Here is a 22571-nt window from a genome sequence, read left to right as displayed (position 1 = left end):
TCCGGGCCAGTCTCCCCGATCCGCGGGCGGGGGGCGGACCCGACCTGGGACAGATCGGAGGATCGGGTGAGCCGCAGGTATGCCGAGCCGGTCGAGGTAAGCCGAGGCGACGTGGCGCCGACCGAGTTCCGCTGGCGAGGCCGGCGCTATCTCGTCCGCGCGGTTCTCGACCACTGGAGGGAAGTCGGCCGCTGGTGGCGCCAACCGCGAGCGGTGCGGATCGACGACCGGGAGCGGGAGTTCTGGCGCGTCGAGGCCGGCGCCGACCGCGGCACCGGTGTGTTCGACCTGTGCTTCGACTGGTCGGTGGGCGGCTGGACCGTTGCCCGCATCCACGACTGAGAGGGGAGTGCCGTGACCATTCCGCAGGCCCCGCCGCGAGCCGCCGCGCGGACCTTGCTCGCCGCGGCGCGCGCCGGGCTCGCCGAGGCAGCGCGGGAGCCGGGACCGGCCCAGCGCTACGCCGGTGCGCATCTGGCTGCGCTGCGCGCCGCCGCGGCCGTGCTCGCGGCCCGGGCCCGGCCGGCCGGGACGCATCGCCGACCGACGAGCGCGTGGGTGCTGCTGACCGCGGTCGCCCCCGAACTGGCGGAGTGGGCCGCGTTCTTCGCCGCCGGCGCGGACAAACGATCCGCCGCGGAGGCCGGCCTGTGCGGGGCGGCCACCGGACGGGAGGCCGACGACCTCGTCCGCGACGCGGAGACCTTCCTCGGCGTCGTCGAGGCGAGCCTCGGGCTGGCCGGCGCCGAGCCGTTGTTCCGCGCCGGCTGACGCTCGCTCCGGCCGTGGTCAGCGATCCTTTCGTTCACCTTCACGTGGCCTCCGGCTACTCGATGCGCTACGGGACCACCCATCCGCGCCCGCTGGCGGAACGGGCCGCCGACCACGGCATGGACGCGCTCGCGTTGACCGATCGCGACGGGGTGTACGGCATGGTGCGTTTCGTCACTGCCTGCCGGGAGGTGGGCATCCGGCCGATCCTCGGGGTGGACCTCGCGGTCGAGGCGGAAGCTCACCGGGTGGGCCGTCGGCCGCGGCACCCGGCCCGCGGCGGCGCGTTCGTCGAGGAGCACCTGCCGCGGGTCACCGTCCTGGCCCAGGGCGGGCGGGGCTGGGCGTCGTTATGCCGACTGATCAGTGCGACGCACCTGCGCGGTGAGCGTGGCCGACCGGTGTCGAGCATCGACCTCGTCGCGGCACACGCGGCCGGCCTGTACCTGCTCCTCGGCCCGGAATCCGATGTCGGGCGGGCCCTCGCCGCCGGGCGCCCCGACCTCGCGCGGCACCGGATCGACCGGTGGCGGGGCGCGGTGGACGATCTCGCCCTCGAGGTGGTGCACCACGACGGGTCCGGGGATGCCGGGCGCGCCGCGCGCGTGCTGAGGTTCGCCACCGCCGTCGACCTGCCCGCCGTCCTCACCAATGCGGTCCGGTACGCCGACCGGGCGGACGCGCCGACCGCCGACGTGCTCGACGCCGCCCGCCGGCTCGTCGTCCTCGCCCCCCGCCACGTCGACCGGCGCACCGCCGAGGGGTATCTCAAGAGCGGCAAGGAGATGGCCGAGGTCGCCGAGGCGGTCGCCACCGCGGCGGGCGGGCGCAGCGCCGACGCCCGCGCCCTGCTCACCCGCACCAGGCTCGTCGCGGACCGCTGCGTGCTCGACTCCCGGGCCCTCGGCATCGGGGAGGTCCATTTCCCTGAGCTGGTCGGCGCGGACCCGCTCGCCCTGCTGCGGGCCCGGTGCGCGGCCGGGTTCGATCGTCGAGGGCTGCGCCGCACCCGGGCCGCCGGCGACCGGCTCGACGCCGAGCTGGGCATCATCGCCGGGCTCGGCTATCCGGCGTATTTCCTCACCGTCGCCGATGTCGTCGACCTGATCAAGGCGATGGGCGTTCGCTGCGCCGCCCGAGGCTCCGCGGCCGGCAGCCTGGTCACCTACCTGCTGGGGATCTCCGACGTGGACCCCCTCGCGCACGACCTCGTCATGGAGCGATTCCTCTCCCCGCTGCGAACCCAGCTGCCCGACGTCGACATCGACGTCGAGTCGGCTCGGCGGACCGCGGTCTACCAGGCCATCCTTGATCGGTACGGCGCCGATCGGGTGGCCTGCGTCGCGATGTTCGATACCTATCGGGCCCGACACGCGATCCGGGACGTGGGAGCGGCGCTCGGGCTGCCGCCCACCGAGATCGACGTGGCGGCCAAGGCCTTCCCGCACATCCGGGCCGGTCAGATCCGCGCCGCCCTGCGCGACCTGCCGGAGCTGCGGGCGAGCAACCTCACCGCGGATCCCCGTTTCGGGACGCTCTTCCGGCTCGCCGAACGGCTCGACGGGCTGCCTCGCCACGTTGCGCTGCACCCGTGCGGAGTCCTGCTCTCCGACGCCACCCTGCTCGACCGCACCCCGGTGGAGGCGAGCTGGCTCGGTTTTCCGATGAGTCAGTTCGACAAGGACGACGTCGAGCAGCTCGGGCTGCTCAAGCTCGACGTCCTCGGGGTGCGGATGCAGTCGGCGATCGCGCACGCCCTCGCCGAGGTCCGCCGGGTGGAGGGGCACGCCGTCGACATCGACCACGTTCCCCGCGACGACCCGGCGACGTTCGCGCTCATCCAGAGCACCCACACCCTCGGCTGCTTTCAGATCGAGTCGCCCGGGCAACGTGAGCTGATCGGCAAGTTCGCCCCGGAGACCTTCGAGGACCTCATCATCGACATCTCGCTGTTCCGCCCCGGGCCGGTGAAAAGTGACATGGTCGTGCCCTTCCTCGAGGCCAGGCAGGGTTGGCGGGCCCCGCACTATCTGCACGACGACCTGCGAGGTGCGCTCGAGCAGACCTGCGGCGTCGTCGTCTTCCACGAGCAGGTCATCAAACTGATCGCGATCATGACCGGCTGCGGCCTCGCCCAGGCCGACGAGGTCCGCCGGGCGCTCGGTGACCCGGAAGGTCAGCCGGAGGCCAAGACCTGGTTCCTCCCCACCGCACTCGGTCGTGGTTACCCCCTCGCCGTCGTCGAACAGGCGTGGGAGGTGCTCGCGGCGTTCGCCTCGTTCGGCTTCTGCAAGGCGCACGCTGCCGCGTTCGCGGTGCCCACCTACCAGTCGGCGTGGCTCAAGGCGCACCATCCCGCGGCGTTTCTCGCCGGGGTGCTCACCCACGACCCGGGCATGTATCCGAAGCGGCTCATCCTCGACGACGCACGCCAGTTCGGGATCGCCATCCTGTCCCTCGACGTCAACGAGTCCGCGGCCCACTACCAGGTCGAGCGGATCGCCGAGACCGATGAGCCGCCGCCCGCGATCCTCGGGGGAGCGCCGCGCGGGGTGCCGGAGCAGGGACTGCCGGACGGTCGCCGGTACGGCATCCGGCTCGCCCTCGCCGACGTGCGCGGCATCACCGCGGCGGAGATCGACCGGCTCGTCGCCGGCCGACCGTACGGATCGCTGTCGGACTTCTGGCACCGGACCGCGGTCTCCCGACCGATCGTCGAGCGACTCGTCGTAGCCGGCGGGTTCGACTCGATCTACGGGATCGGCGCGACCTCGCCGGTCCGCCGCCGGGATCGGATCACCCGCCGTGATCTGCTGCTCCAGATCGGGGAACTCGACGCCTGGACCCGCGCCCCCCGCCGGGGACGCCGGGTTCGCTCCGTGCCCCCGGAAGGCGCGAGCGTGCGGGAACGGGCGGCGCGGCAGTCGCAAGCCCCGATCGAGGTAAGTCCCGCGGCCGCCCAGCTCCCACTCTTCCTCTATAACGACACTCCCCCCCTCTCCGGCCTCCCCGACATGACCCGGGCCGAACGGGTCCGCGCGGAGCTCGATGTGCTCGGCCTCGACGCCAGCCAACACGTGCTCGCCGGCTACGAGCCGTTCCTCGCCAGCCTCGACGTCACCCGCTCCTGGGTGCTGCTGGCCGCCCGGAGCCACGCGGACATCCTGGTGGCGGGGGTCAAGGTGGCGACCCAGACGCCGCCGATCCGGTCCGGGCGCCGGGTGGTCTTCCTCACCCTCGATGACGCGACCGGACCGGTGGACGTCACGTTCTTCGAAGATGCCCAGGCCGGCTATGCCGCGACGGTGTTCCATTCCTGGCTGCTCGTCGTCCGCGGGGTGGTGCGCCGCACCGGCCCGCGCGGGGTGTCCGTGCGGGGAACCGGGGCGTGGGAGCTGCCGGAGCTGCACGCGGCATGGCTGGCCGGTGGCCGGCCCGCGGTACGGGCCGTCATGCGCCGGACCGGTCGGATCACCGAAGCGGCGGTCCGCGGCGCGGCGGCAAGCCGCTCGACCCGGCCGGTCATGGCTCCGCCGCAGAGCTATGCCAGCGGGTTCGAGCTGTCTCCGTACGCCGATGTCCGGCCGGCCGGGGGCAGCCCGAAGGAGGCACCGCGGAAGCTCTGGCATTCCAGCCCGGGCAGTTCGGGTGGCTAGCCCGGTTCCGGCGCCCGGGTCAATAGGCTGGCCGCCATGTCGGACCGGCTGGCCCCGCGCGCGTCGGTGCGGACCGCGGTCGTGTGGCAGGTCCTGCGGGCGCTCCTCGACGAGCGGGCCGGCGGCGGCCAGCTCGCGGTGCTCGACGCGGGCGGTGGGACCGGGGGCTTCGCCGTCCCGCTGGCCGGCCTCGGCCACGCGGTCACCGTCGTGGACCCGAGCCCGGACTCGCTGGCCGCACTGGAACGGCGGGCCGCCGAGGCGGGGGTCTCCGACCGGATCACCGCCCGGCAGGGCGATGCCGCGGGGCTGCTCGACCTCGTCGGGCCGGGCGGCCAGGACGTGGTGCTCTGCCACAGCGTCCTCGAGGTCGTCGACGACCCGGCCGCGGCGATGGCCGCGGTCGCCGCGGTGCTGCGCCCCGGCGGCGTGGTCAGCGTGCTCGCCGCGACCCGGAGCGCCGCGGTGCTTGCCCGGGTGCTCGCCGGCCGGCTCGCCGACGCCATGGCGATGCTCGCCGACCCGGGCGGTCGGGGCGGGCCGGCCGACCCGCTGGCTCGCCGCTTCGACCTCGACGGCCTGCGCTCGCTGGTCACCGGTGCCGGTCTCGTGCCCGGCCCGGTGCACGCCATCCAGGTGTTCTCCGACCTTGTTCCGAGCGGGTTGCTGGATGCCGAGCCGGAGGCGCTCGTCGCGCTCGAGGAGCGGGTGGGCGGCGATCCGGCGTTCCAGCCGTTGGCCAGCCAGCTCCACCTGGTCGCCGAACGGGTCGACCGACCGGCGCCGTGAGCCGTAACCAGCTGCGCCGCGGCGCGGTCCGGGTCGGGGACGGGGACGACACCGGATGCCCGGTCCTGCACGTGGACATGGACGCGTTCTACGCCAGCGTGGAGCTGCGCCGGCGCCCCGACCTGGCCGGCCAGCCGGTCATCGTCGGCGGTCTCGGTAGCCGTGCGGTCGTGCTCTCCGCCAGCTACCCGGCCCGCGAGTACGGCGTGCACAGCGCCATGCCGATGCTGCGGGCCCGACGGCTGTGCCCGCAGGCCGTAGTGCTCGAGCCGGATCACGCGGCCTACGCCGAGGCGTCGGCGGGGGTGCTCGCGGTGTTCCGCACCCTCACCCCGCTGGTCGAGCCGATCGCCCTGGACGAGGCGTTCCTGGACGTGGCCGGGGCGGAGCGCCGACTGGGCCGACCGGCCCGGATCGGCGAGCTGATCCGGGCCCGGGTCTACGACGAGCAGGGCATCACCTGCTCGGTCGGGGTGGCGGCGACGAAGTTCGTCGCGAAGCTCGCCTCGGCGCACGCCAAGCCGGATGGCCTGCTCGTCGTCCCCCGCGATCAGGTCGTGAACTACCTGCATCCGCTCCCGGTGTCGGCCCTTTGGGGGGTGGGGGACAAGACCGAGGAGGCGCTCGTCCGGCTCGGCTTGCGGACCATCGGCGACCTGGCCCACGTGCCGGTCGCCACCCTGAAACGCGCCCTCGGTGTCGCCGCCGGGACCCACCTGGCGGAGCTCGCCTGGGGCCGCGATCCGCGCCGCGTGGTCGCCGAGGAACCGGACAGGAGCATCGGCGCGGAGGAGACGTTCCCGTCCGACGTCGACGACCCGCGGCTGCTGCATCGCGAGCTGCTCCGGCTGTCCGAGCGCACCGCGGCCCGGCTCCGGGCGGCCGGCCAGGTCGGTCGGACCGTGAGCATCAAGGTTCGTTTCGCCGACTTCACCACCCTGACCAGGTCGCGGACGTTACCCGACCCCACCGACGTCGCCCAGGAGATCTACCGGATCGCCCGGATCCTGTTCGACGGACTCGGGCTCCAGCGGGCTCGGATCCGGTTGGTCGGTGTCCGGGTCGAGGGGCTGGCCGGGGCGGCCGGTGCCTTCCGGCAACTCGCCCTCGCCGAGCGGGCGGCCGGCTGGCGGGAGGCGGAACGGGCCGTAGACGCGGCAACCCGGCGCTTCGGTGCCGGCGCGGTCCGGCCGGCGGCCCTGGTCGACCCGGACCCGTGACTGCCCGGCCGGCTCGGGATCGATCGAAGTTCGGCCTTTCGGCCGGGGCCTGCGACTCGTATCCTCAAAGGGGGCGCCCTGCGCCGGTGCCGCCATGGCCCTAGGAGGAGCGCGTGCCGCTCTCGGAGCACGAGCAGCGACTGCTCGAGCAGATCGAGCAGGCCCTCTACGCCGAGGACCCGAAATTCGCCAGCTCCTACCGCAACACCGATCTGAAGAGCCACTACCACCGGCGGGTGGTCCGCTGCGCGCTGCTCCTCGTCGCCGGCCTGGTCCTGCTGCTCGCCGGGGTCATCACCAAGCTCACCCCGCTCGGGGTCGCCGGGTTCGTCGTGATGCTCGTCGCGATCATGCTCGGCATCTGGTCGTGGCAGCGATACCTCGGCCACCGGGCTCCCCGCCCGGCCCGCCCCAGTCGGCCGTCGCTGCGGAACCGGCTCGAGGAACGCTGGCAACGCCGCTGGGAGGACCGGGGCCGCTAGCCCCGGGCCGGCCGGGGCCGGGGCCGGAGCCGGTGCCGGAGCCGGTGCCGGAGCCTGAGCGAACCGATCGCGGCGTCGATCGGTCGCGCCAGCTGGCCGGCCAGCCGGCCGAACGCCTCCCGGACCAGCGCAACCCCGCTCGGCGGCAGCAGCCGGGCGCGCCACCGCCGGCGCGGGCCTACCGCCGCGGACAGCGAGCGGCAGGTCTCCCGGAGATCCACCGAGAGCGCGCCGAGCCTGGTCGGGTCCACCGTGGTCGCGTATCGCGAGCGTTCCACGACGTCGACGAGGGCGGCCAGCCGGAGGCTGGCCGCGGCGTCGAGCTTCGCGGCGGCGGCCAGCCGGGCGCCGGCCCGGCGCAGCGAGTCGCTGGGCCGGCTGCCGAACCCGAGGTCGGCTGCGGTGTCCGTCAGCTCCGCCCAGGCGGCCTCGGCCTGTCCGGCGGGGGCCGCGTGCCGTCGACCCCGCCGGATCCGGGCGCGACCCGCGACCGGGGCGGCCGCCAGGGCGGCGAGCAGCACGGCCGCCAGCAGCAGCAGCCAGTCCAGCGGCCGGCGGCCCCGGTGCGGTCGAGCCCCGGCCCCGCCGGGGCTCGGAACGAGGTCGAACCGGAACCGGGGATTGGGCAGCGCCAGCGACGGCCGCGGCGCCGGGGACAGCTTCGGACTGGCCGACGGGCCGACCGCAGCGCCGCTGGCCGGGTTGGTGTAGGCGGGCGCCACCGCGTGCCCCGCGGCCGCCGGGGTCGGTTCGAACCGGAGCCAGCCGGCGCCGGCGAAGTAGAGCTCCGGCCAGGCGTGCGCGTCGTGGCTGGTGACCAGCCAGCTGCCGTCCGGCTGCCTGGTGCCGGCGGTGAAGCCGACCGCAACGCGGGACGGGATGCCGGCCAGCCTGGCCATTACCGCCATGGCGGCCGCGTACTGGACGCAGAACCCGGTGTGGGTGACGGTGAGGAACTGCTCGAGCGCATCGGTGTTGTCGCTGTCGTCCGGGGTGGTGCTGTAGTGGAAGATCGGCTGCTGGAAATAGGCCTGAAGGGCCACCGCCTTGGCGAATTCCGTCGTCTTTCCGGCGATGACCTCCTGGGTGATCCGGGCGATCACCCCGGGCAGTCCCTGCGGGAGTGCGAGATCGTCCAGCCCCGGCTGTGGGGGACCGGCGGCAAGCAGCATCGCCGCGGTGGGTTGCTCGTGCAGCCAGCTGGCCCGGTAGGTGCCCACCGATGTCGTCGACACGGCCGAGGAGAACACCGTGGCGAACCCCGCGTCGTAGCGCCAGTCCCCGCTGACGCTGACCTGGGTCACCGGGAACGGCACCGGTAGCCACCGCACGTCGAGCTGTCCGGGGCCGCGGAGCACGGTGATCCGGTCGCTGCGCTCCGGGGCGGGGACGGTGATCCCCTCGACCGGCGGCAGCCCTTTGGACACCTGCGCCTGCGGGCCGGCGGTGACGTTGCGACTGGCCAGCCAGGTGTCCGCGGTGTAGGTGTCGAGGGTGGTCATCTGGAGGTAGTCCGGCGCCGGGTCCTCGCTCACGACGCGGAGCAACGGGACCGGCTTGGCACTGTCCAGATCCTCGCGCAGGTGGAGCAGCGGGTTGTAGGTGGAGACGAACAGCCCCTGACCGTTCCCGCCGCCACCGCCTCCTCCGCCGGGTCGGGCCGGATGCAGCCCGGGAAGCAGCAGCGGGAGCAGGGCCGAAATGGCCAGTGCGCCGGCCCCGATCCGTCCCCCGATCGCCGGCCGGGCCGGCGCGTCGGCCCGACGGGCGCCGACCACCCGGCCCCAGCGGGCCAACCGGTCCCGCCCCTCGGCGGCCAGCAGCGTGAGGTAGCCGATCGTGCCGGCGGCGAAAGCGAGCAGCCCGATGCCGTGCGGGGCGACCGCGGTCGCCACCGCGTAGAGGCCGAGCAGCGGCAGTCCGGCGAGCGGCGGCTGTTTCAGCGTGACCGCCATCAGATAGCTGATCAGGGCCACGAGCGCGACCCCGACGACGGTGAGCAGGATCATGCCGTGCGTCGCCGGAACCGGGGGCTGGTAGTTCCGGATGTCCGCGAAGCCGGAGCGGGCGGCCGCCGCCAGCTCGGCGAAGGACCGGCGGGAGGGGACGAAACCGAGCCACGCGCCGGGGCGGCCGTCCCGCCAGGTGACCCAGCCGAGCACGAGGGCGCCGGACAGGAGCGGCCCGAGCGCCGCCGCCCAGCGCAGCACCCGGACGATCTCCCCACCGGCCAGCACGAGCAGCACCCCGACGACGGTCGGGATGACCCAGTCACCGGAGGTGAAGATCGGGTGCAGGGCGCTGAGCGCGAGCAGGATCGCGAGGGCGCACGCGAGCGGGACGCGGAAGCGGCCGGTCACGACCAGCCCCCGACGCCCGCCCGGATCGCCCCGACCTGCGCCCAGGCCTCGGCGACCGACCCGCCCTGGCCGAGCCGGATGACCCGCCAGCCCGCCCCGGCGAGCAGGGTCTCGTGGTCGGCGTTCCGGGCCAGTTCAGCCGCCCGCGCCGCGGCCGGCAGGCCGGCCCAGGTCGGCGTGTCGAGCAGAACGACCACACCGGACTTGACGAGATACCGGAGCCGGGCGAGCCCGTCGGCGTCGTCCGCGGTCAATCGCCCGACGACGGCGACCACGAGGCCCTCCCCGCCGCCGTGCCGGAGCGCTCCCAGGCCCGGCCCGAGGGTCGGCGCCCGGGACGTCCCCACGACCGCGAGCTGGTCGAGCAGGTCCTCCGGCCCGTCCGGTCCGCCGAGCGGCGCCGCGGTGTCGGTGACCACGCGCAGCGAGTAGCCGCGGCCGAGCAGGTCCACAGCGACGGAGGCGGCGACGCCGATCGCGGATTCGAACGACGAGGCCGGACCTTCGCCGCTGTGCGCCGCGCGCCGGGTGTCGAGCAACAGCGCGGCGCGGGCCCGCCACGGCTGCTCTTCCCGGCGCACCATGATCTCCCCGACCCGAGCGGTGGAGCGCCAGTGCACCCGGCGCAGATCGTCACCGTCCCGGTACTCCCGGACCGTGACGTCGTCCTCCCCCTGGGTCGCGATCGAGCGGGCCCGGCTCTCGCCCGCCCCGGCCCAGTCCGCGCCGAGCGAAACGCGTGGCAGGTCGACCACCGCGGGGGTGACGACCAGCGTGTCGGTCTGGGCGAAGCCGCGGGTCAGCTCGCACAGGCCGAACGGGTCGCGGAGTCGCACGCTCAGCGGCCCGACGGTGTACCGGCCGCGTAGCTCGGAGCGGGCGGTGTAGGTGACCGTGGTCGACGTCCTCGGTGCCAGTCGATCGACGACGAAGCGCGGCCGCCCGCCGAGCAGGTAGGGCAGTGAGTCCTCGAACAGCAGGACGCCGGTGGGTACCGCGCCGAGGTTCTCGACGGTGACCAGGACCGTGGTGGGGCTGCCGACCGATGCCCTGGGCGGGTCGACGCGCCGGGTGCAACCGAGCCGGAACCGGGCCCGCCCGACGATCAGCAGTGCCAGCAGCGGCAAGGCGATCAGCAGGATCCCGATCCGCAGAAGGTCGCGCTCGCCGAACGCCAGCCCCGTGGATACGCAGGCCGCACCCGCGGCGAGGAACGAGCGTCCGCGCGTGGTCAGACCGGCGAGCGCGCGGCGCATCAGCCGCTCGCACCCCGGGTGCGCCGTGGCGCGGTGCGGGGGACCGGGACCTGCGCCAGCAGGTCGTTGACGACATCGCTGGTGGATCGGCGCGCGACCTGGGTCTCGGCCGCGGGGAGCAGCCGGTGCGCGAGCACCGGCACCGCGAGCTCCTGGAGATCGTCCGGCAGGACGAAGTCGCGGCCGGCGAGCGCCGCCTTCGCCCGGGCGGTCCGCATCAGGTGCAGGGTGGCTCGCGGCGAGGCGCCCAACCGGAGCTCCGGGGTGCTGCGGGTCGCGGTGACCAGGTCGACCGCGTAGCGGCGGACGTCGTCGGAGATATGGACGGTGCGGACCGCGTCGATCAGCTTCGCCACGTAGAGCCCGTCGGTCACCGGCTCGAGATCGTCGAGCGGGCTGTCCCCGCTGTGGTTGTCGAGCATCGCGAGTTCCGCCGCGGGGCTGGGGTAGCCCATCGCCAGCCGAGCTGTGAACCGGTCGCGTTGCGCTTCCGGCAGCGGGTAGGTGCCCTCCATGTCGACCGGGTTCTGGGTCGCGATGACCATGAACGGAGCCTCGAGCAGGTAGGTGACGCTGTCGACGGTGACCTGCCGCTCCTCCATGCACTCGAGCAGGGCGGACTGAGTCTTCGGCGAGGCACGGTTGATCTCGTCCCCGACCACGATGTTCGCGAAGATGGCGCCCGGTTTGAACTCGAAGTCCCGGGTCTCCTGGTTGTAGACGCAGACGCCGGTGACATCGCTGGGCAGCAGGTCGGGGGTGAACTGGATCCGGTGCACCGTGGAGTCGATGGCCCGCGCGAACGCCTTGGCCAGCATGGTCTTTCCGACCCCGGGGACGTCTTCGATGAGCAGGTGGCCCTCGGCGAGCAGAACGGTGACGGCGAGTCGGACCGGCTCGGTCTTGCCTTCGATCACGGTCTCGATGGCGGCCACGATCCGCGCCGCCTCGTTCGCCACCTCGTCGAGGTCGACCGCGGCCAGCGGATGGTCGGTGCGACGCGGCACGGGTTCCTCCTCCGGACCCGGCCGTCGAGCAGCCGTGTCGCTGATCAGTGTGCCAGGGTCGGCCGACCCGGAGGAGTGCTCCGGGCTTCGTCGGTTTGGCACACTTCGCCACCATGGACGAGCGGTCCCCCTCGCCGGGTTCCCGGGCGGCCCGTGGCGACCTCACCCGGGCTCGCTTGCTCGAGGCGGCCCGGGCGGGCCTCGACGTGGCGGTGGTGGCCCAGGCGCTCGCCGCCATCGTGGACACCACCGTGTCCCGGCTGCTCGACACGGTCGAGCGGGGCCGTCTGGTCGACGGGCTCACCGACGTCTGGGTCCACGCCGTCTACCGCTGAGCCAGGCCTTGTTCCGACCGCTCTCGACATCTCCGTGGGTCGACCCGGCCCGGCTTCGGCGGTTTTTCGTTGACCGTGGAGTGAAGTGGAGTACAGTGGCGCTCCGTGGGGGATGTGGGAGTAGCTGACGGGAGGCGGTGCCGGTGTTTCTCGGCACCTACGCTCCGCATCTCGACGAGAAGGGTCGGCTGTTCCTGCCGGCCAAGTTCCGCGACGAGCTCGCCGAGGGCCTGGTGATCACCAAGGGTCAGGAGCACTGCCTCTACGTGTTCTCCCTCGAGGAGTTCCAGCGGGTCACCGAACGGCTGCGCGGAGCGCCGCTGGCCGCCAAGGGGGCCCGCGACTACAGCCGGGTGTTCTTCGCCAGCGCATCGGACGAGGTGCCGGACCGGCAGGGGCGGATCACGATCCCCACCGGGCTGCGGGACTACGCCGGGCTCGAGCGCGACTGCGCGGTCATCGGGGCCAACACCCGGGTCGAGGTCTGGGATGCCGCCGCCTGGGCGAGCTACCTGGCCGCTCAGGAGGACGCCTTCGCGGACCTGTCCGAGGAGGTGCTGCCCGGAATCTTCTAGGGCCGGCCGGACCGCGGTCGCGTGGTGAGGTCTCCCCCCGCCTTTGCCCCTGGCGCACCTTCCCCGGTGCCAGGTTCGGATGCGGGTGGGGACCTGACTCCGCGGCGCGGCCGGCCGGGAGGACGCACCCCGGTGCGCGAGCCGGGGTCCCAGAGCAGCCGCCGGAGAGGGTAGGGGATGGACAGCAACGAGTCGCCGGGTCACGTTCCCGTGCTGCTCGACCGGGTCGTCGCGCTGCTCGAGCCGGCCGTCGCCGACCGCCCGGCGATCCTGGTCGACGCGACGATCGGCCTCGGCGGGCACGCCGAGGCGCTGCTCGATCGGCATCCCGGTTTACGCCTCGTCGGTCTGGATCGCGATCCGGCGGCGATCCAGGCGAGCTCGCGCCGGCTGGCCCCCCACGCCGCCCGGCTGACGCTGGTCCACGCCGTTTACGACGAGCTACCCGAGGTCCTCGACCGGATGGACATTGCGCGCGTCGACGGCGTGCTGTTCGACCTCGGGGTCTCCTCCCTCCAGCTCGATGATGCGGACCGGGGTTTCTCCTACGCACGGGACGCGGCTCTCGACATGCGGATGGATCCGACCCGTGGCCCGAGCGCGGCGGACGTGCTGGCCACGTATTCGGCCGACGACCTGGCTCGGGTGCTCCGGGTCTACGGCGAGGAGCGCTACGCCCGACGGATCGCGAGCCTGGTCGTTCGCGAGCGCGAACGCGAGCCGTTGCGCTCCTCGGCCCGGCTGGTGGAACTGGTTCGGCAGGCGGTTCCGGCGCCGGCCCGCCGGACCGGCGGGAACCCGGCGAAGCGGACCTTCCAGGCGCTGCGGATCGAGGTGAACTCCGAGCTCGCGGCGCTCGAGCGGGCCCTTCCGGCGGCGGTCGACGCGCTTCGGGTCGGCGGCCGGATCGTCGTGCTGGCCTACCACTCGCTGGAAGACCGCATGGTCAAGCGCACGTTCGTCGCGGGGGCCTCGGTCACCGCGCCACCCGACCTGCCGGTGCTCCGCGAGGAGGACCACCCCCGGCTGCGGCTGCTCACCCGCGGCGCCGAGCGGGCCTCCGCCGACGAGGTCGCCGCCAACCCGAGGTCGAGTTCGGTGCGGCTCCGGGCCGCCGAGCGGATCCGGGCAGCGGCATGACCACCGCCGTCCGCAACCCGAAGCTTGCCTCCGTCCCCCGGCCTCGACCGCCGCTGCGCCTGGTACCCACGGCTCCCACCCCGCAGGCCGGGCAGCGGCCCGGCCGGCTGGCGTTCGTCCTGCTCGTCGTCGGGCTGCTCGGCGCCGGGCTGGTCGGGCTGCTCCTGCTGAACACCCTCTCCGCCCAGGACGCCTTCCGGATTCAGGACCTCCAGCTCCGCGCCGGCCAACTCGCCGACGCGGAGCAGGCGCTGGCCGGCCAGGTCGACACCGCCTCCGCTCCGGACGCGCTGGCCGCGGCGGCCCAACGGCTCGGTATGGACCCGGGGGGTGCGCCGATCTGGGTCCGGTTGCGGGACGGCCAGATGCTCGGCGAGATCGTCGCCGCCCCCGCCCCGCCGGCGGTGATCAAGTCGGCGCCGGCGAAGGCGGCGCCCGTGACCAAGGCCCCGCGGGCAGCGGCGAAACCGGCGGTGCGCAAGGCACCGCGAAAGAGCGCCCACCGATGAGCCGGCAGCTGACGCGTCGCGTGCCGACGCGTCGCGTGCCGGCGCCCCGCCGTCCCGCTCCGGGCAGCCGGGCGCCCCGCCGGCTGCCGGATCGGCGGTTGCGGGTCGCCACCGGCGTGCTGATGCTCGTGGTGGGCCTGCTGGCCGCCCGGTTGGTCCAGGTGCAGGGGATCGAGGGACCGCACTTCGCCCGGCTGGCTCAGGAGCAGCGGCTCCGCCAGATCACCCTCACCGCCCTGCGGGCCCCCATCTTCGACCGCTCCGGGCACCTGCTCGCCCAGAGCGTCGACGCCCGCGACGTATACGCCGACCCGAACACGGTGCGCGCGGCCGGCTCGACGATCCAGGTGCCGGCGATGGCCGCCGAGCTCGCCCCGCTGCTCGGCGTCTCGGCTGCCATCCTCGCCCAGCGACTCGACGAGCTCGGACACTTCGTCTACCTGGCCCGGGGTGTCACACCCGCGGCCGGCCGGGCGGTCACGGCGTTGAACCTGCCGGGCATCGGGGTGCTGGACTCGAGCCGGCGGATCTATCCGGACGGGCCGATTGCGGCGTCCGTGCTCGGTTTCGTCGGGGTCGACGGCGTCGGCCTGGCCGGACTCGAGTACCTGGACGACCGCCTGCTCCGCGGGCACGACGGTAGCCAGCTGGTAGAGACCGGCGCCGATGGTCGGATCATCCCGGCCGGGGAGGACGTGCTGGTCCCGGCACAGCCGGGGACGTCGCTCGAGCTGACCATCGACCGGGACATCCAGTGGGAGGCCCAGCGGGCCATCGCGGCTCAGGTCAAGCGGATCGGTGCGTCCAGCGGGTCGGTCATCGTCATGGATCCGCGCACCGGTCAGATCCTGGCTCTGGCCACCGCCCCCGGGTTCGATCCGAACGCCCCGACCGCGGTGCCCGGGGCCGACCTCGGTGACCCGGCGGTCAGTGAGGTGTACGAGCCGGGCAGCGTGAACAAAGTGATCACGATGTCGGCGGCGCTCGAGCAGGGCGTCGCGACGCCGCTCAGCCCGGTGATCGTGCCGCCGACGATCACGGTGGCCGGACAGGTGTTCCACGACGCCGAGCCGCACGGGGTGGAGCACCTCACCCTCACCGGGGTTCTCGCCGAGTCCAGCAACATCGGCACCATCGAGACGGCGCAGAAACTCGGGCCGGCGACGCTCTACCGCTACCTGCGGGCCTACGGATACGGCAGCCCGACCGGCGTTGGGCTCCCCGGGGAGAGCGGGGGCCTCCTGCCGGCGCTGGACGCCTGGTCGGGGACGACGCTGCCGACGGTCGCCTTCGGCCAGGGCGTCTCGGTGACCGCGATGCAGGTCGCGTCCGTGTACGCGACCGTGGCGAACGGCGGGGTGCGCGTGACCCCGACCATCCTCAAGGGCACCGTCAGCGCGACCGGGCAGTTCGTGCCGGCGCCGCCCCCCACCCGGGTCCGGGTGATCAGCGCGGCCGTCGCGCGCGAGATGTCGGACATGCTGGAGGCGGTCACCACCGAGCAGGGCACGGCGCCGGAGGCACAGATCCCCGGCTACCGGGTGGCCGGCAAGACCGGTACCGCGGACCGGGCGAACGGCCACGGCGGCTACTCCGGTTACACCGCTTCCTTCGTCGGATTCGCGCCGGCGAACGATCCGCAGCTGGTCGTCGAGGTCGTCCTCCAGCAGCCGATAAACGGCCACTTCGGCGGTACCGTGGCCGCCCCGATCTTCCACGACATCATGAGCTTCGCCCTCGAGTCGCTGCGCATCCCGCCGACCGGCACCACGCGCCCGGTCGTCCGGCTCACCTTTCCGTGATCCACGGTGCGCCGGTGCGGTGCGCACTCCCGGTAATCTGACCCCATCGTGCGCCCCGAGGAGTCCGGAGCCCCGCCGCCCCGACCGTCGGCGGTCGGTCGTCACCCGCTCGGCGAGATCCTTCCGCTGCTCGGGGGCGCCCGGGTCACCGGCGCTGCCCTCGACGACGTCACGGTCGGTGGCGCCACCCACGATTCCCGGCGGGTCCGCCCCGGCGACCTGTACGCCGCACTCCCCGGAGCTCGCCTGCACGGTGCGGCCTTCGCGGCGGCGGCGGCCGCGGCCGGTGCGGTTGCGGTTCTCACCGACCCGGCCGGCGAACCGGACGCGCTCGCGACCGGCCTCCCGGTGCTCGTCGTCGCCGACCCGCGCGCCCAGCTCGGACCGGTCGCGCGCTGGGCCTACGGGGCGCCGGCCGACGACCTGCTCCTGATCGGGGTCACCGGGACCAACGGCAAGACCACGACCGCCCACCTCGTCGAGGCGGGGCTGCGCGCCGCCGGACACCGGACCGGTCTGATCGGGACCGTCGAGACCCGGATCGCCGACGAGGTGACCCCCAGCGTGCGGACGACCCCCGAAGCCACCGACCTCCAGGCCACTTTCGCGGTCATGCGCGGGCAGCGGGTCGACGCCGCGGTCATGGAAGTGTCGAGCCACGCGCTGGCGCTGCGCCGGGTCGACGGCACCCGGTTCGCGGCGGCGGTGTTCACCAATCTGTCGCAGGACCACCTGGACTTCCACCGGTCGATGGACGACTACTTCGCGGCGAAGGCCCGGCTGTTCACGCCCGGATTCACCAGCGCCGCGGTCGTCGGCGTCGACGATCCGGCCGGCGCGCGCCTCGCGGGATCCCTGCGAGCCGAAGGCGAACTGCGGGTGGCCACGGTGTCCGCTGACGGCCGCGGCGACGCCGACTGGCAGGCCACCGAAGTCGAGCTCGCCCGGACCGGGAGCAGCTTCCGGCTCACCGGCCCCGGCCCGGCACCCGGACCCGGCGTCGACCTTCGGGTCCGCACTTGGTTGGCCGGCGGCTTCAACGTCACCAACGCCACCCTGGCCCTCGCCGCCCTGGCCACGGTCGGGGTCCCGATCGAACGCGCCCGGGCCGGGATAGCCGCGATGTCAGGCGTTCCCGGCCGGATGGAGCGGATCGACGAGGGCCAGGCGTTCCTGGCCCTCGTCGACTACGCGCATACCCCCGTGGCGGTGGCCCGGCTGCTCGCCGCGGTCCGGGATGTCATCGACGGTCGGATCGTCGTCGTCCTCGGTTGCGGCGGTGACCGGGACCGGGGGAAACGCCCGTTGATGGGGGCCGCCGCCGTCGCCGGGGCCGACCTCGCGGTGTTCACCTCCGACAACCCCCGCTCGGAGGACCCGGGCGCGATCATCGACGCCATGCTGGTCGGCGCGGCGGATCGCGGCCGGGTGCATGTCGAACCGGACCGCCGGGCCGCGATCGGATTCGCGGTGGCGGCCGCCGGGCCCGGCGACGCGGTGGTCGTCGCGGGCAAGGGCCATGAGACCGGTCAGGAGTTCGCTGACCGGACCGACGGCTTCGACGACCGGGCGGTTCTGCGGGCCGCGCTGGCGAGCCGCTGCCCCACCGCGGGGCGTGCCGGGTGATCCGGCTCACCCTCGCCGAGGTCGCGCATGCCGTCGGCGGTCGGCTCGACGGCGGCGCGGACCCCGCGTCGGCGGTCACCGCGGCACCGGTCGTCGACTCCCGCCGGGCCGGACCAGGCACGCTGTTCGTGGCGGTCCGCGGGGACCGCGTGGACGGACACGACTTCGCCCCGGCGGCGCTCGCCGCGGGTGCCGTCGCCGTGCTCGCGGCTGCCCCGCTCGGCCGGCCGGCCGTCGTCGTCGACGACGTCGTCGAGGGGCTCGGTCGGCTGGCCGCGGAGGTTCTGCGCCGGTTGCCCGGGCTGCACGTCGTCGGCGTGACCGGCTCGAGTGGGAAGACGACCACCAAGGATCTGCTGGCCGCGGTCCTCGCCGCCGACGGTCCGACGGTGGCCGCCAGCGACTCGTTCAACAACGAGATCGGGCTGCCGCTCACGGCGTGCGCGGCGGACGGGGACACCCGCTACCTCGTGCTGGAGTACAGCGCTCGCGGCCGGGGCCACATCAGCTACCTCACCGGGATCGCCCGCCCGGATGTGGCCGTGGTCCTCAACGTCGGTGATGCCCACGTCGGCGAGTTCGGCAGCCGGGACGCGATCGCGACCGCGAAGGCGGAGCTTGTCGAGGGCCTCGCCGCAGACGGGACCGCCGTTCTCAACGCCGACGACCCGCTGGTGTCCGCGATGGCCGCCCGCGCCCCCGGGCGCGTCGTCACCTTCGGGCTGGGCGCCGGCGCCCTGGTGCGGGCGGGGAAGGTGACCCTCGACGAGTGCGGCCGACCGGGCTTCGGGTTGCGCTCCGGCGACGGGTCGCCGGTCCCCGTGCGACTCGGCTACGTCGGCGCTCACCAGGTGCCCAACGCGCTCGCCGCGGCAGCCGCGGCCGGCGTCCTCGGCCTTCCGCTCCTCGCGATCGCCGCCGCGCTGTCCGACGCCCGTCCGGTCAGCCGTTGGCGGATGGAGCTCCGTGAGTTGCCACGACGGATTCTTCTGCTCAACGATGCCTACAACGCCAACCCCGACTCGGTTCGAGCGGCGTTGACGACGCTGACGCATTTGCGTGGCCAGGGCGCCGGGCAGCGACGCGGATGGGCGGTGCTCGGCGAGATGCTCGAACTCGGCCCGTACGGCGCGCAGGCCCATGCGGACGTCGGCCGGCTGGCCGTGGCGCTCGGCGTAGACCGGATCGTCGCGGTGGGGGACGGAGCCGCCGGAATCGACACCGCGGCGCGCGCCGCCGGTGGCCGGAGCATCCGGGTGGCCGACGCCGACGAGGCGGCCACCCTGCTCGCGGCCGAGCTGGGTCCCGGCGACGTCGTCCTGGTCAAGGCCTCCCGGCGGGTCGGGTTGGAACGGGTCGCCGCCGCGCTGGAGAACCTGTCGTGAGGGACATCCTGGTCGCGGCCATGGGTTCGCTCATCGTCTCGCTGGTGGGTACGCCGCTGGCGATTCGGCTCTTCCGCTCGCGCGGCTACGGCCAGCTGATCCGCGAGGACGGCCCGACCAGCCACCACACGAAGCGCGGCACCCCCACGATGGGCGGCACGGTCATCATCGCCGCCACGATCTCCGGTTACACCGTCGCCCATCTCGTCCTGCTCAGTGGACCGACCGCGTCGGCGGTGCTCGTCCTGTTCCTCATGACCGGCCTCGGGCTGGTCGGCTTTCTCGACGACTACATCAAGATTCGCAAGCAGCGCAGCCTCGGGCTCAACAAGACGACGAAGCTCGTCGGTCAGGCCGTCGTCGCCGTCGTCTTCGGCGTGCTCGCGCTGCATTTTCCCGGTGGGGGACTGGTTCACCTGACCCCGGTGTCGAGCCACCTGTCCTTCGTCCGCGACTACCCGGGGCTGGTACTCGGCACCGTCGGGTTCGTCATCTGGGCGTACCTCATGGTCTCGGCGACATCGAACGGCGTGAACCTCACCGACGGGCTCGACGGGCTGGCGTCGGGAGCGGCGGTCATGGTGTTCGCGGCCTACGTGGTCATCTCGTTCTGGGAGTTCAAGAACGGCTGCGGGAGCGCGCCGGGCCCCGGCTGTTACCACGTGCGGGACCCGCTCGACCTGGCGACGGTCGCGTCCGCGGCGATGGGGGCGTGCTTCGGCTTCCTGTGGTGGAACGCGTCGCCGGCCCGCGTGTTCATGGGGGACACCGGGTCGCTTGCGCTCGGCGGGACGCTGGCCGGCCTGGCGATGACCACCCGCACTGAGTTGCTGCTCGTCATCCTCGGCGGCCTGTTCGTCGTGGAGACGCTGTCCGTGATCATCCAGGTGGTGGCATTCCGCGGCTTCCGGCGGCGGGTGTTCAACATGGCCCCGGTGCACCACCATTTCGAGCTCGGCGGCTGGAACGAGAACACGGTCATCGTCCGGTTCTGGATCATCGCCGGCCTCGCCGTCGCCTTCGGGCTGGGCGTCTTCTACGCCGAGTTCCTTTCCCGCGGCCCGTTGCGGTGAGATTCGACCCGGCGGGGCGGCTGGTCGCCGTCGGCGGGGTCGGCGTCTCCGGACGGGCCGCGGCGCTCGCCTTGGCCCGGCTCGGCGCGGACGTCATCGCGGTGGACGCCCGCGACGGTGCCGAGCAGCGGGCCACGGCGGCGGAGCTGTCCGCGGCCGGTGTGCGGGTCCGACTCGGCGATGCGACGGTGCTGCCGGACCGGGTCGACCTCGTCGTCACGTCACCCGGCTGGCGCCCGGATCAGCCGTTGCTCACCGCCGCCCTCCGGTCCGGCGTCGAGGTGATCGGTGAGGTCGAGCTGGCCTGGCGGTTGCGCCCGCCGGGGGCGGCGCCCTGGCTCGCCATCACCGGAACCAACGGCAAGACGACCACTACCCGGATGGCCGCCGCGATGCTGGGCGCCGCCGGGCGGCGGGTGGTCGCCGCCGGCAACGTCGGAACCCCGCTCGTGGACGCGGTGCTCACCGAGCCGGCGCCCGAGGTCGTCGTCGCCGAGCTGTCGAGCTTCCAGCTGCACTGGTCGGTGTCGTTGGCCTGCGCGGCCGGGGCCCTGCTCAACCTCGCCCAGGACCACCTCGATTGGCACGGCAGCTTCGCCGCGTACACCGCGGACAAGCTCAAGATCTGGGCAGGGGGGCTCGCGCTGGGCAACCGGGACGACCCGGAGGTGGCTGCGCGTTTGGCCGACGTGGCCGGGCGGACGGTGGCGGTGACGCTCGGTCGTCCGCGGGAGGGGGAGCTTGGCGTTGAAGATGGGTATCTCGTCGACCGGGCGTTCGCCGAAGCTGCGCTGCTCGCCCGGGTCGAGGACGTCCGGCCGTCCGGCCCGCATCATCTGGCGAACGCCCTGGCCGCGGCCGGCCTGGCGCGCAGCCGGGGTGTCGAGGCGGACGCCGTCGCCCGGGGGCTGGCCGGGCTGCGCCTCGAGCCGCATCGCGGTGACGTTGTCGCGACCGTCGACGGGGTCGCCTACGTCGACGACTCGAAGGCGACCAACCCGCATGCCGCGACGGCGAGTATCACCGCCCATACCCGCGTGGTCTGGATCGTCGGTGGGCTGCTCAAGGGGGCGGACCTGACGCCGGCCGTGCGAGCCGCCGCCGACCGGCTGGCGGGTGCCGTCGTCGTCGGCGTCGACCGCGGCGCGGTGCTCGAGGCACTCACGCGACACGCGCCGCAGGTGCCGGTCGTCGAGGTCGCGAGGACCGACACTGGGGCCATGGACGAGGCCGTGACATCGGCTGCCCGGTTGGCCACTCCGGGTACCACGGTGCTGTTGGCGCCGGCCGCCGCGAGCATGGACATGTTCCGCGACTACGCCGAGCGGGGCGAGGCGTTCGTGGCTGCCGTGGTCGCACTGGCGGCTCGTCGCCGGTGAGCGCCGCTGCCGTCGCCGGGCCCGGCCGCCGGACCCGGACCCTCGCCTGGCTGGACCGCCCGCTTGCCGACTATCACCTGGTGCTAGGTAGCTGTGCCCTGCTCGTGATCCTCGGGCTCGTCATGGTCCTGTCCGCATCGAGCGTCACCTCGTTCGCGACGTCCGGTTCGTCGTTCGCGGTCGTGAAGAAGCAGGCGCTCTGGGTCGTGATCGGGATCCCGGCCCTGCTGGTCGCGATGCGGCTGCCGGTCAAGGCCTACCGATGGCTCGGATACCCGATGCTCGCCCTGTCCGTCGTGCTGCTCGTCGCGGTCCTCGTCCCCGGGGTGGGGGCCAGCGTGAACGGGGCCCGGCGCTGGATCACGCTGCCCGGCGGCTTCCAGCTCCAGCCGAGCGAACCCACGAAGCTCGCGCTGCTGCTGTGGGGGGCGGACCTGCTGGCCCGCAAGGACAGGTTGCTCGGCCAGTGGCGGCACCTGCTGGTCCCGTTGCTGCCCATCACGCTGCTCCTCGCCGGGCTGGTCATGGTCGAACCGGACATGGGGACGACGATCGTTCTCGTCACCGTCACCTGTGCCCTGCTCTGGGTGGCCGGAGCTCCGCTCGCGCTGTTCGGCGGCACCGGGTTGGCGCTCGGCGGCGGGCTCGGCGTGCTCGCCGCCGCGGCGCCATACCGGCTGGCCCGGCTGACCAGTTTCACCGACCCGTTCCGCGACCCGCAGGGCAGCGGCTATCAGGCGGTGCAGGGTCTCTACGCGTTGTCCTCGGGCGGATGGTGGGGCCTCGGGCTGGGCGCCAGCCGGGAGAAATGGTTCTACCTGCCCAACCAGTACACCGACTACATCTACGCGGTCATCGGCGAGGAGCTCGGCCTGATCGGCGCCTGCTCGGTCCTCGCCCTGTTCGCGATGCTCGGCTACGCCGGGCTGCGGATCGCGTTGCGCAACACCGACCCGTTCACCCGGCTGGCCGCCGCCGGGATCACCGCCTGGCTGGTCTCCCAGGCCCTGGTGAACATCGGCTTCGTCACCGGGCTGCTCCCGGTCACCGGCATCCCCCTGCCGATGGTGAGCTTCGGCGGATCCTCGCTCGTGCCCACCATGTTCGCGGTCGGCATGCTCGCCTCGTTCGCCCGCCGCGAGCCGGACGCCGTGGCCCTGCTCGCCGCCCGCCGCCGCGGCCGGTGAGCCCCGGGTCGCCCGGTGG

19 protein-coding genes are annotated in these 22571 nt (G+C 73.8%); 16 read left to right on the top strand and 3 right to left on the bottom strand.

Annotated elements, in window-relative coordinates:
* Positions 1-66 precede the first annotated feature (66 nt).
* The 6 genes from VNG13_05440 to VNG13_05415 all read left to right on the top strand — a co-directional run bounded on the left by VNG13_05440 (position 67) and on the right by VNG13_05415 (position 6918).
* Positions 67-342, top strand: a complete 276-nt coding sequence (locus VNG13_05440; protein ID HVA59964.1) for a DUF6504 family protein — start codon at positions 67-69, stop codon at positions 340-342.
* A gap of 12 nt (positions 343-354) precedes the next feature.
* Positions 355-771, top strand: a complete 417-nt coding sequence (locus tag VNG13_05435; GenBank protein ID HVA59963.1) for an SAV_6107 family HEPN domain-containing protein — start codon at positions 355-357, stop codon at positions 769-771.
* Between the two features lie 14 nt (positions 772-785).
* Positions 786-4427, top strand: coding sequence for a DNA polymerase III subunit alpha (locus VNG13_05430; protein HVA59962.1), 3642 nt, complete (start codon positions 786-788; stop codon positions 4425-4427).
* A gap of 36 nt (positions 4428-4463) precedes the next feature.
* On the top strand, positions 4464-5216 hold the full coding sequence (locus VNG13_05425) for a methyltransferase (protein ID HVA59961.1): 753 nt from the start codon (positions 4464-4466) through the stop codon (positions 5214-5216).
* Positions 5213-6436 (top strand): DNA polymerase IV, encoded by a 1224-nt coding sequence (gene dinB, locus VNG13_05420; GenBank protein HVA59960.1) that lies wholly within the window; start codon positions 5213-5215, stop codon positions 6434-6436. The genes VNG13_05425 and dinB overlap by 4 nt, the downstream gene beginning before the upstream one ends.
* A gap of 113 nt (positions 6437-6549) precedes the next feature.
* Complete coding sequence (locus VNG13_05415) at positions 6550-6918, top strand: DUF3040 domain-containing protein (GenBank protein ID HVA59959.1); 369 nt, start codon at positions 6550-6552, stop codon at positions 6916-6918.
* On the opposite strand, the gene VNG13_05410 is transcribed toward VNG13_05415, so the two are convergent.
* From VNG13_05410 to VNG13_05400, 3 genes are read right to left on the bottom strand one after another with little or no spacing between them, the layout of a single operon-like run.
* A complete protein-coding gene (locus VNG13_05410; GenBank protein HVA59958.1) occupies positions 6915-9278 on the bottom strand; it encodes a DUF3488 and transglutaminase-like domain-containing protein in 2364 nt (787 codons plus the stop codon). The two genes, VNG13_05415 and VNG13_05410, sit on opposite strands and share 4 nt — an antisense overlap.
* Positions 9275-10534, bottom strand: a complete 1260-nt coding sequence (locus VNG13_05405; protein HVA59957.1) for a DUF58 domain-containing protein — start codon at positions 10532-10534, stop codon at positions 9275-9277. Before VNG13_05405 ends, VNG13_05410 begins: the two co-directional genes overlap by 4 nt.
* The gene (locus VNG13_05400; protein HVA59956.1) at positions 10534-11541 is read right to left on the bottom strand and encodes a MoxR family ATPase; all 1008 of its coding nucleotides are present in this window, start codon (positions 11539-11541) and stop codon (positions 10534-10536) included. The genes VNG13_05405 and VNG13_05400 overlap by 1 nt, the downstream gene beginning before the upstream one ends.
* A gap of 113 nt (positions 11542-11654) precedes the next feature.
* Here VNG13_05400 and VNG13_05395 point away from each other — a divergent pair, with 113 nt between their 5' ends.
* The 10 genes from VNG13_05395 (at position 11655) to ftsW (ending at position 22552) form a co-directional block, all read left to right on the top strand.
* The gene (locus VNG13_05395; GenBank protein ID HVA59955.1) at positions 11655-11876 is read left to right on the top strand and encodes a hypothetical protein; all 222 of its coding nucleotides are present in this window, start codon (positions 11655-11657) and stop codon (positions 11874-11876) included.
* 143 nt (positions 11877-12019) lie between these two features.
* Positions 12020-12451: a division/cell wall cluster transcriptional repressor MraZ gene (gene mraZ / locus VNG13_05390; protein HVA59954.1), complete on the top strand. Its 432-nt coding sequence runs from the start codon at positions 12020-12022 to the stop codon at positions 12449-12451.
* Between the two features lie 177 nt (positions 12452-12628).
* Positions 12629-13591 (top strand): 16S rRNA (cytosine(1402)-N(4))-methyltransferase RsmH, encoded by a 963-nt coding sequence (gene rsmH / locus VNG13_05385; protein HVA59953.1) that lies wholly within the window; start codon positions 12629-12631, stop codon positions 13589-13591.
* Positions 13588-14100, top strand: a complete 513-nt coding sequence (locus tag VNG13_05380) for a hypothetical protein (GenBank protein ID HVA59952.1) — start codon at positions 13588-13590, stop codon at positions 14098-14100. Before rsmH ends, VNG13_05380 begins: the two co-directional genes overlap by 4 nt.
* Complete coding sequence (locus tag VNG13_05375) at positions 14097-15902, top strand: penicillin-binding protein 2 (protein ID HVA59951.1); 1806 nt, start codon at positions 14097-14099, stop codon at positions 15900-15902. Before VNG13_05380 ends, VNG13_05375 begins: the two co-directional genes overlap by 4 nt.
* A gap of 48 nt (positions 15903-15950) precedes the next feature.
* Positions 15951-17528, top strand: coding sequence for a UDP-N-acetylmuramoyl-L-alanyl-D-glutamate--2,6-diaminopimelate ligase (locus VNG13_05370; protein HVA59950.1), 1578 nt, complete (start codon positions 15951-15953; stop codon positions 17526-17528).
* Entirely contained in the window at positions 17525-18913 is a 1389-nt protein-coding gene (gene murF, locus VNG13_05365) for a UDP-N-acetylmuramoyl-tripeptide--D-alanyl-D-alanine ligase (protein ID HVA59949.1), read from the top strand. The genes VNG13_05370 and murF overlap by 4 nt, the downstream gene beginning before the upstream one ends.
* Positions 18910-19986: a phospho-N-acetylmuramoyl-pentapeptide-transferase gene (gene mraY / locus VNG13_05360; protein HVA59948.1), complete on the top strand. Its 1077-nt coding sequence runs from the start codon at positions 18910-18912 to the stop codon at positions 19984-19986. Before murF ends, mraY begins: the two co-directional genes overlap by 4 nt.
* Positions 19983-21365 (top strand): UDP-N-acetylmuramoyl-L-alanine--D-glutamate ligase, encoded by a 1383-nt coding sequence (gene murD, locus VNG13_05355; protein ID HVA59947.1) that lies wholly within the window; start codon positions 19983-19985, stop codon positions 21363-21365. Before mraY ends, murD begins: the two co-directional genes overlap by 4 nt.
* Positions 21362-22552: a putative lipid II flippase FtsW gene (gene ftsW, locus VNG13_05350; GenBank protein ID HVA59946.1), complete on the top strand. Its 1191-nt coding sequence runs from the start codon at positions 21362-21364 to the stop codon at positions 22550-22552. The genes murD and ftsW overlap by 4 nt, the downstream gene beginning before the upstream one ends.
* Positions 22553-22571 lie beyond the last annotated feature (19 nt).

The sequence above is a fragment of the Mycobacteriales bacterium genome, assembly GCA_035533475.1.
Lineage (GTDB): Bacteria > Actinomycetota > Actinomycetes > DATLTS01 > DATLTS01 > DATLTS01.
Note: the sequence above shows the minus strand (reverse complement) of the source record. Positions and strands in the feature narration are given on the sequence as shown.

What these genes read in the sequence shown, in the direction of transcription:
- VNG13_05425 (HVA59961.1), top strand. Translation starts at nt 4,464, where the DNA reads ATGTCGGACCGGCTGGCCCCGCGCGCGTCGGTGCGGACCGCGGTCGTG.
- VNG13_05405 (HVA59957.1), bottom strand. Translation starts at nt 10,534, where the DNA reads ATGCGCCGCGCGCTCGCCGGTCTGACCACGCGCGGACGCTCGTTCCTC.
- VNG13_05395 (HVA59955.1), top strand. Translation starts at nt 11,655, where the DNA reads ATGGACGAGCGGTCCCCCTCGCCGGGTTCCCGGGCGGCCCGTGGCGAC.
- rsmH (HVA59953.1), top strand. Translation starts at nt 12,629, where the DNA reads ATGGACAGCAACGAGTCGCCGGGTCACGTTCCCGTGCTGCTCGACCGG.
- VNG13_05380 (HVA59952.1), top strand. Translation starts at nt 13,588, where the DNA reads ATGACCACCGCCGTCCGCAACCCGAAGCTTGCCTCCGTCCCCCGGCCT.
- VNG13_05375 (HVA59951.1), top strand. Translation starts at nt 14,097, where the DNA reads ATGAGCCGGCAGCTGACGCGTCGCGTGCCGACGCGTCGCGTGCCGGCG.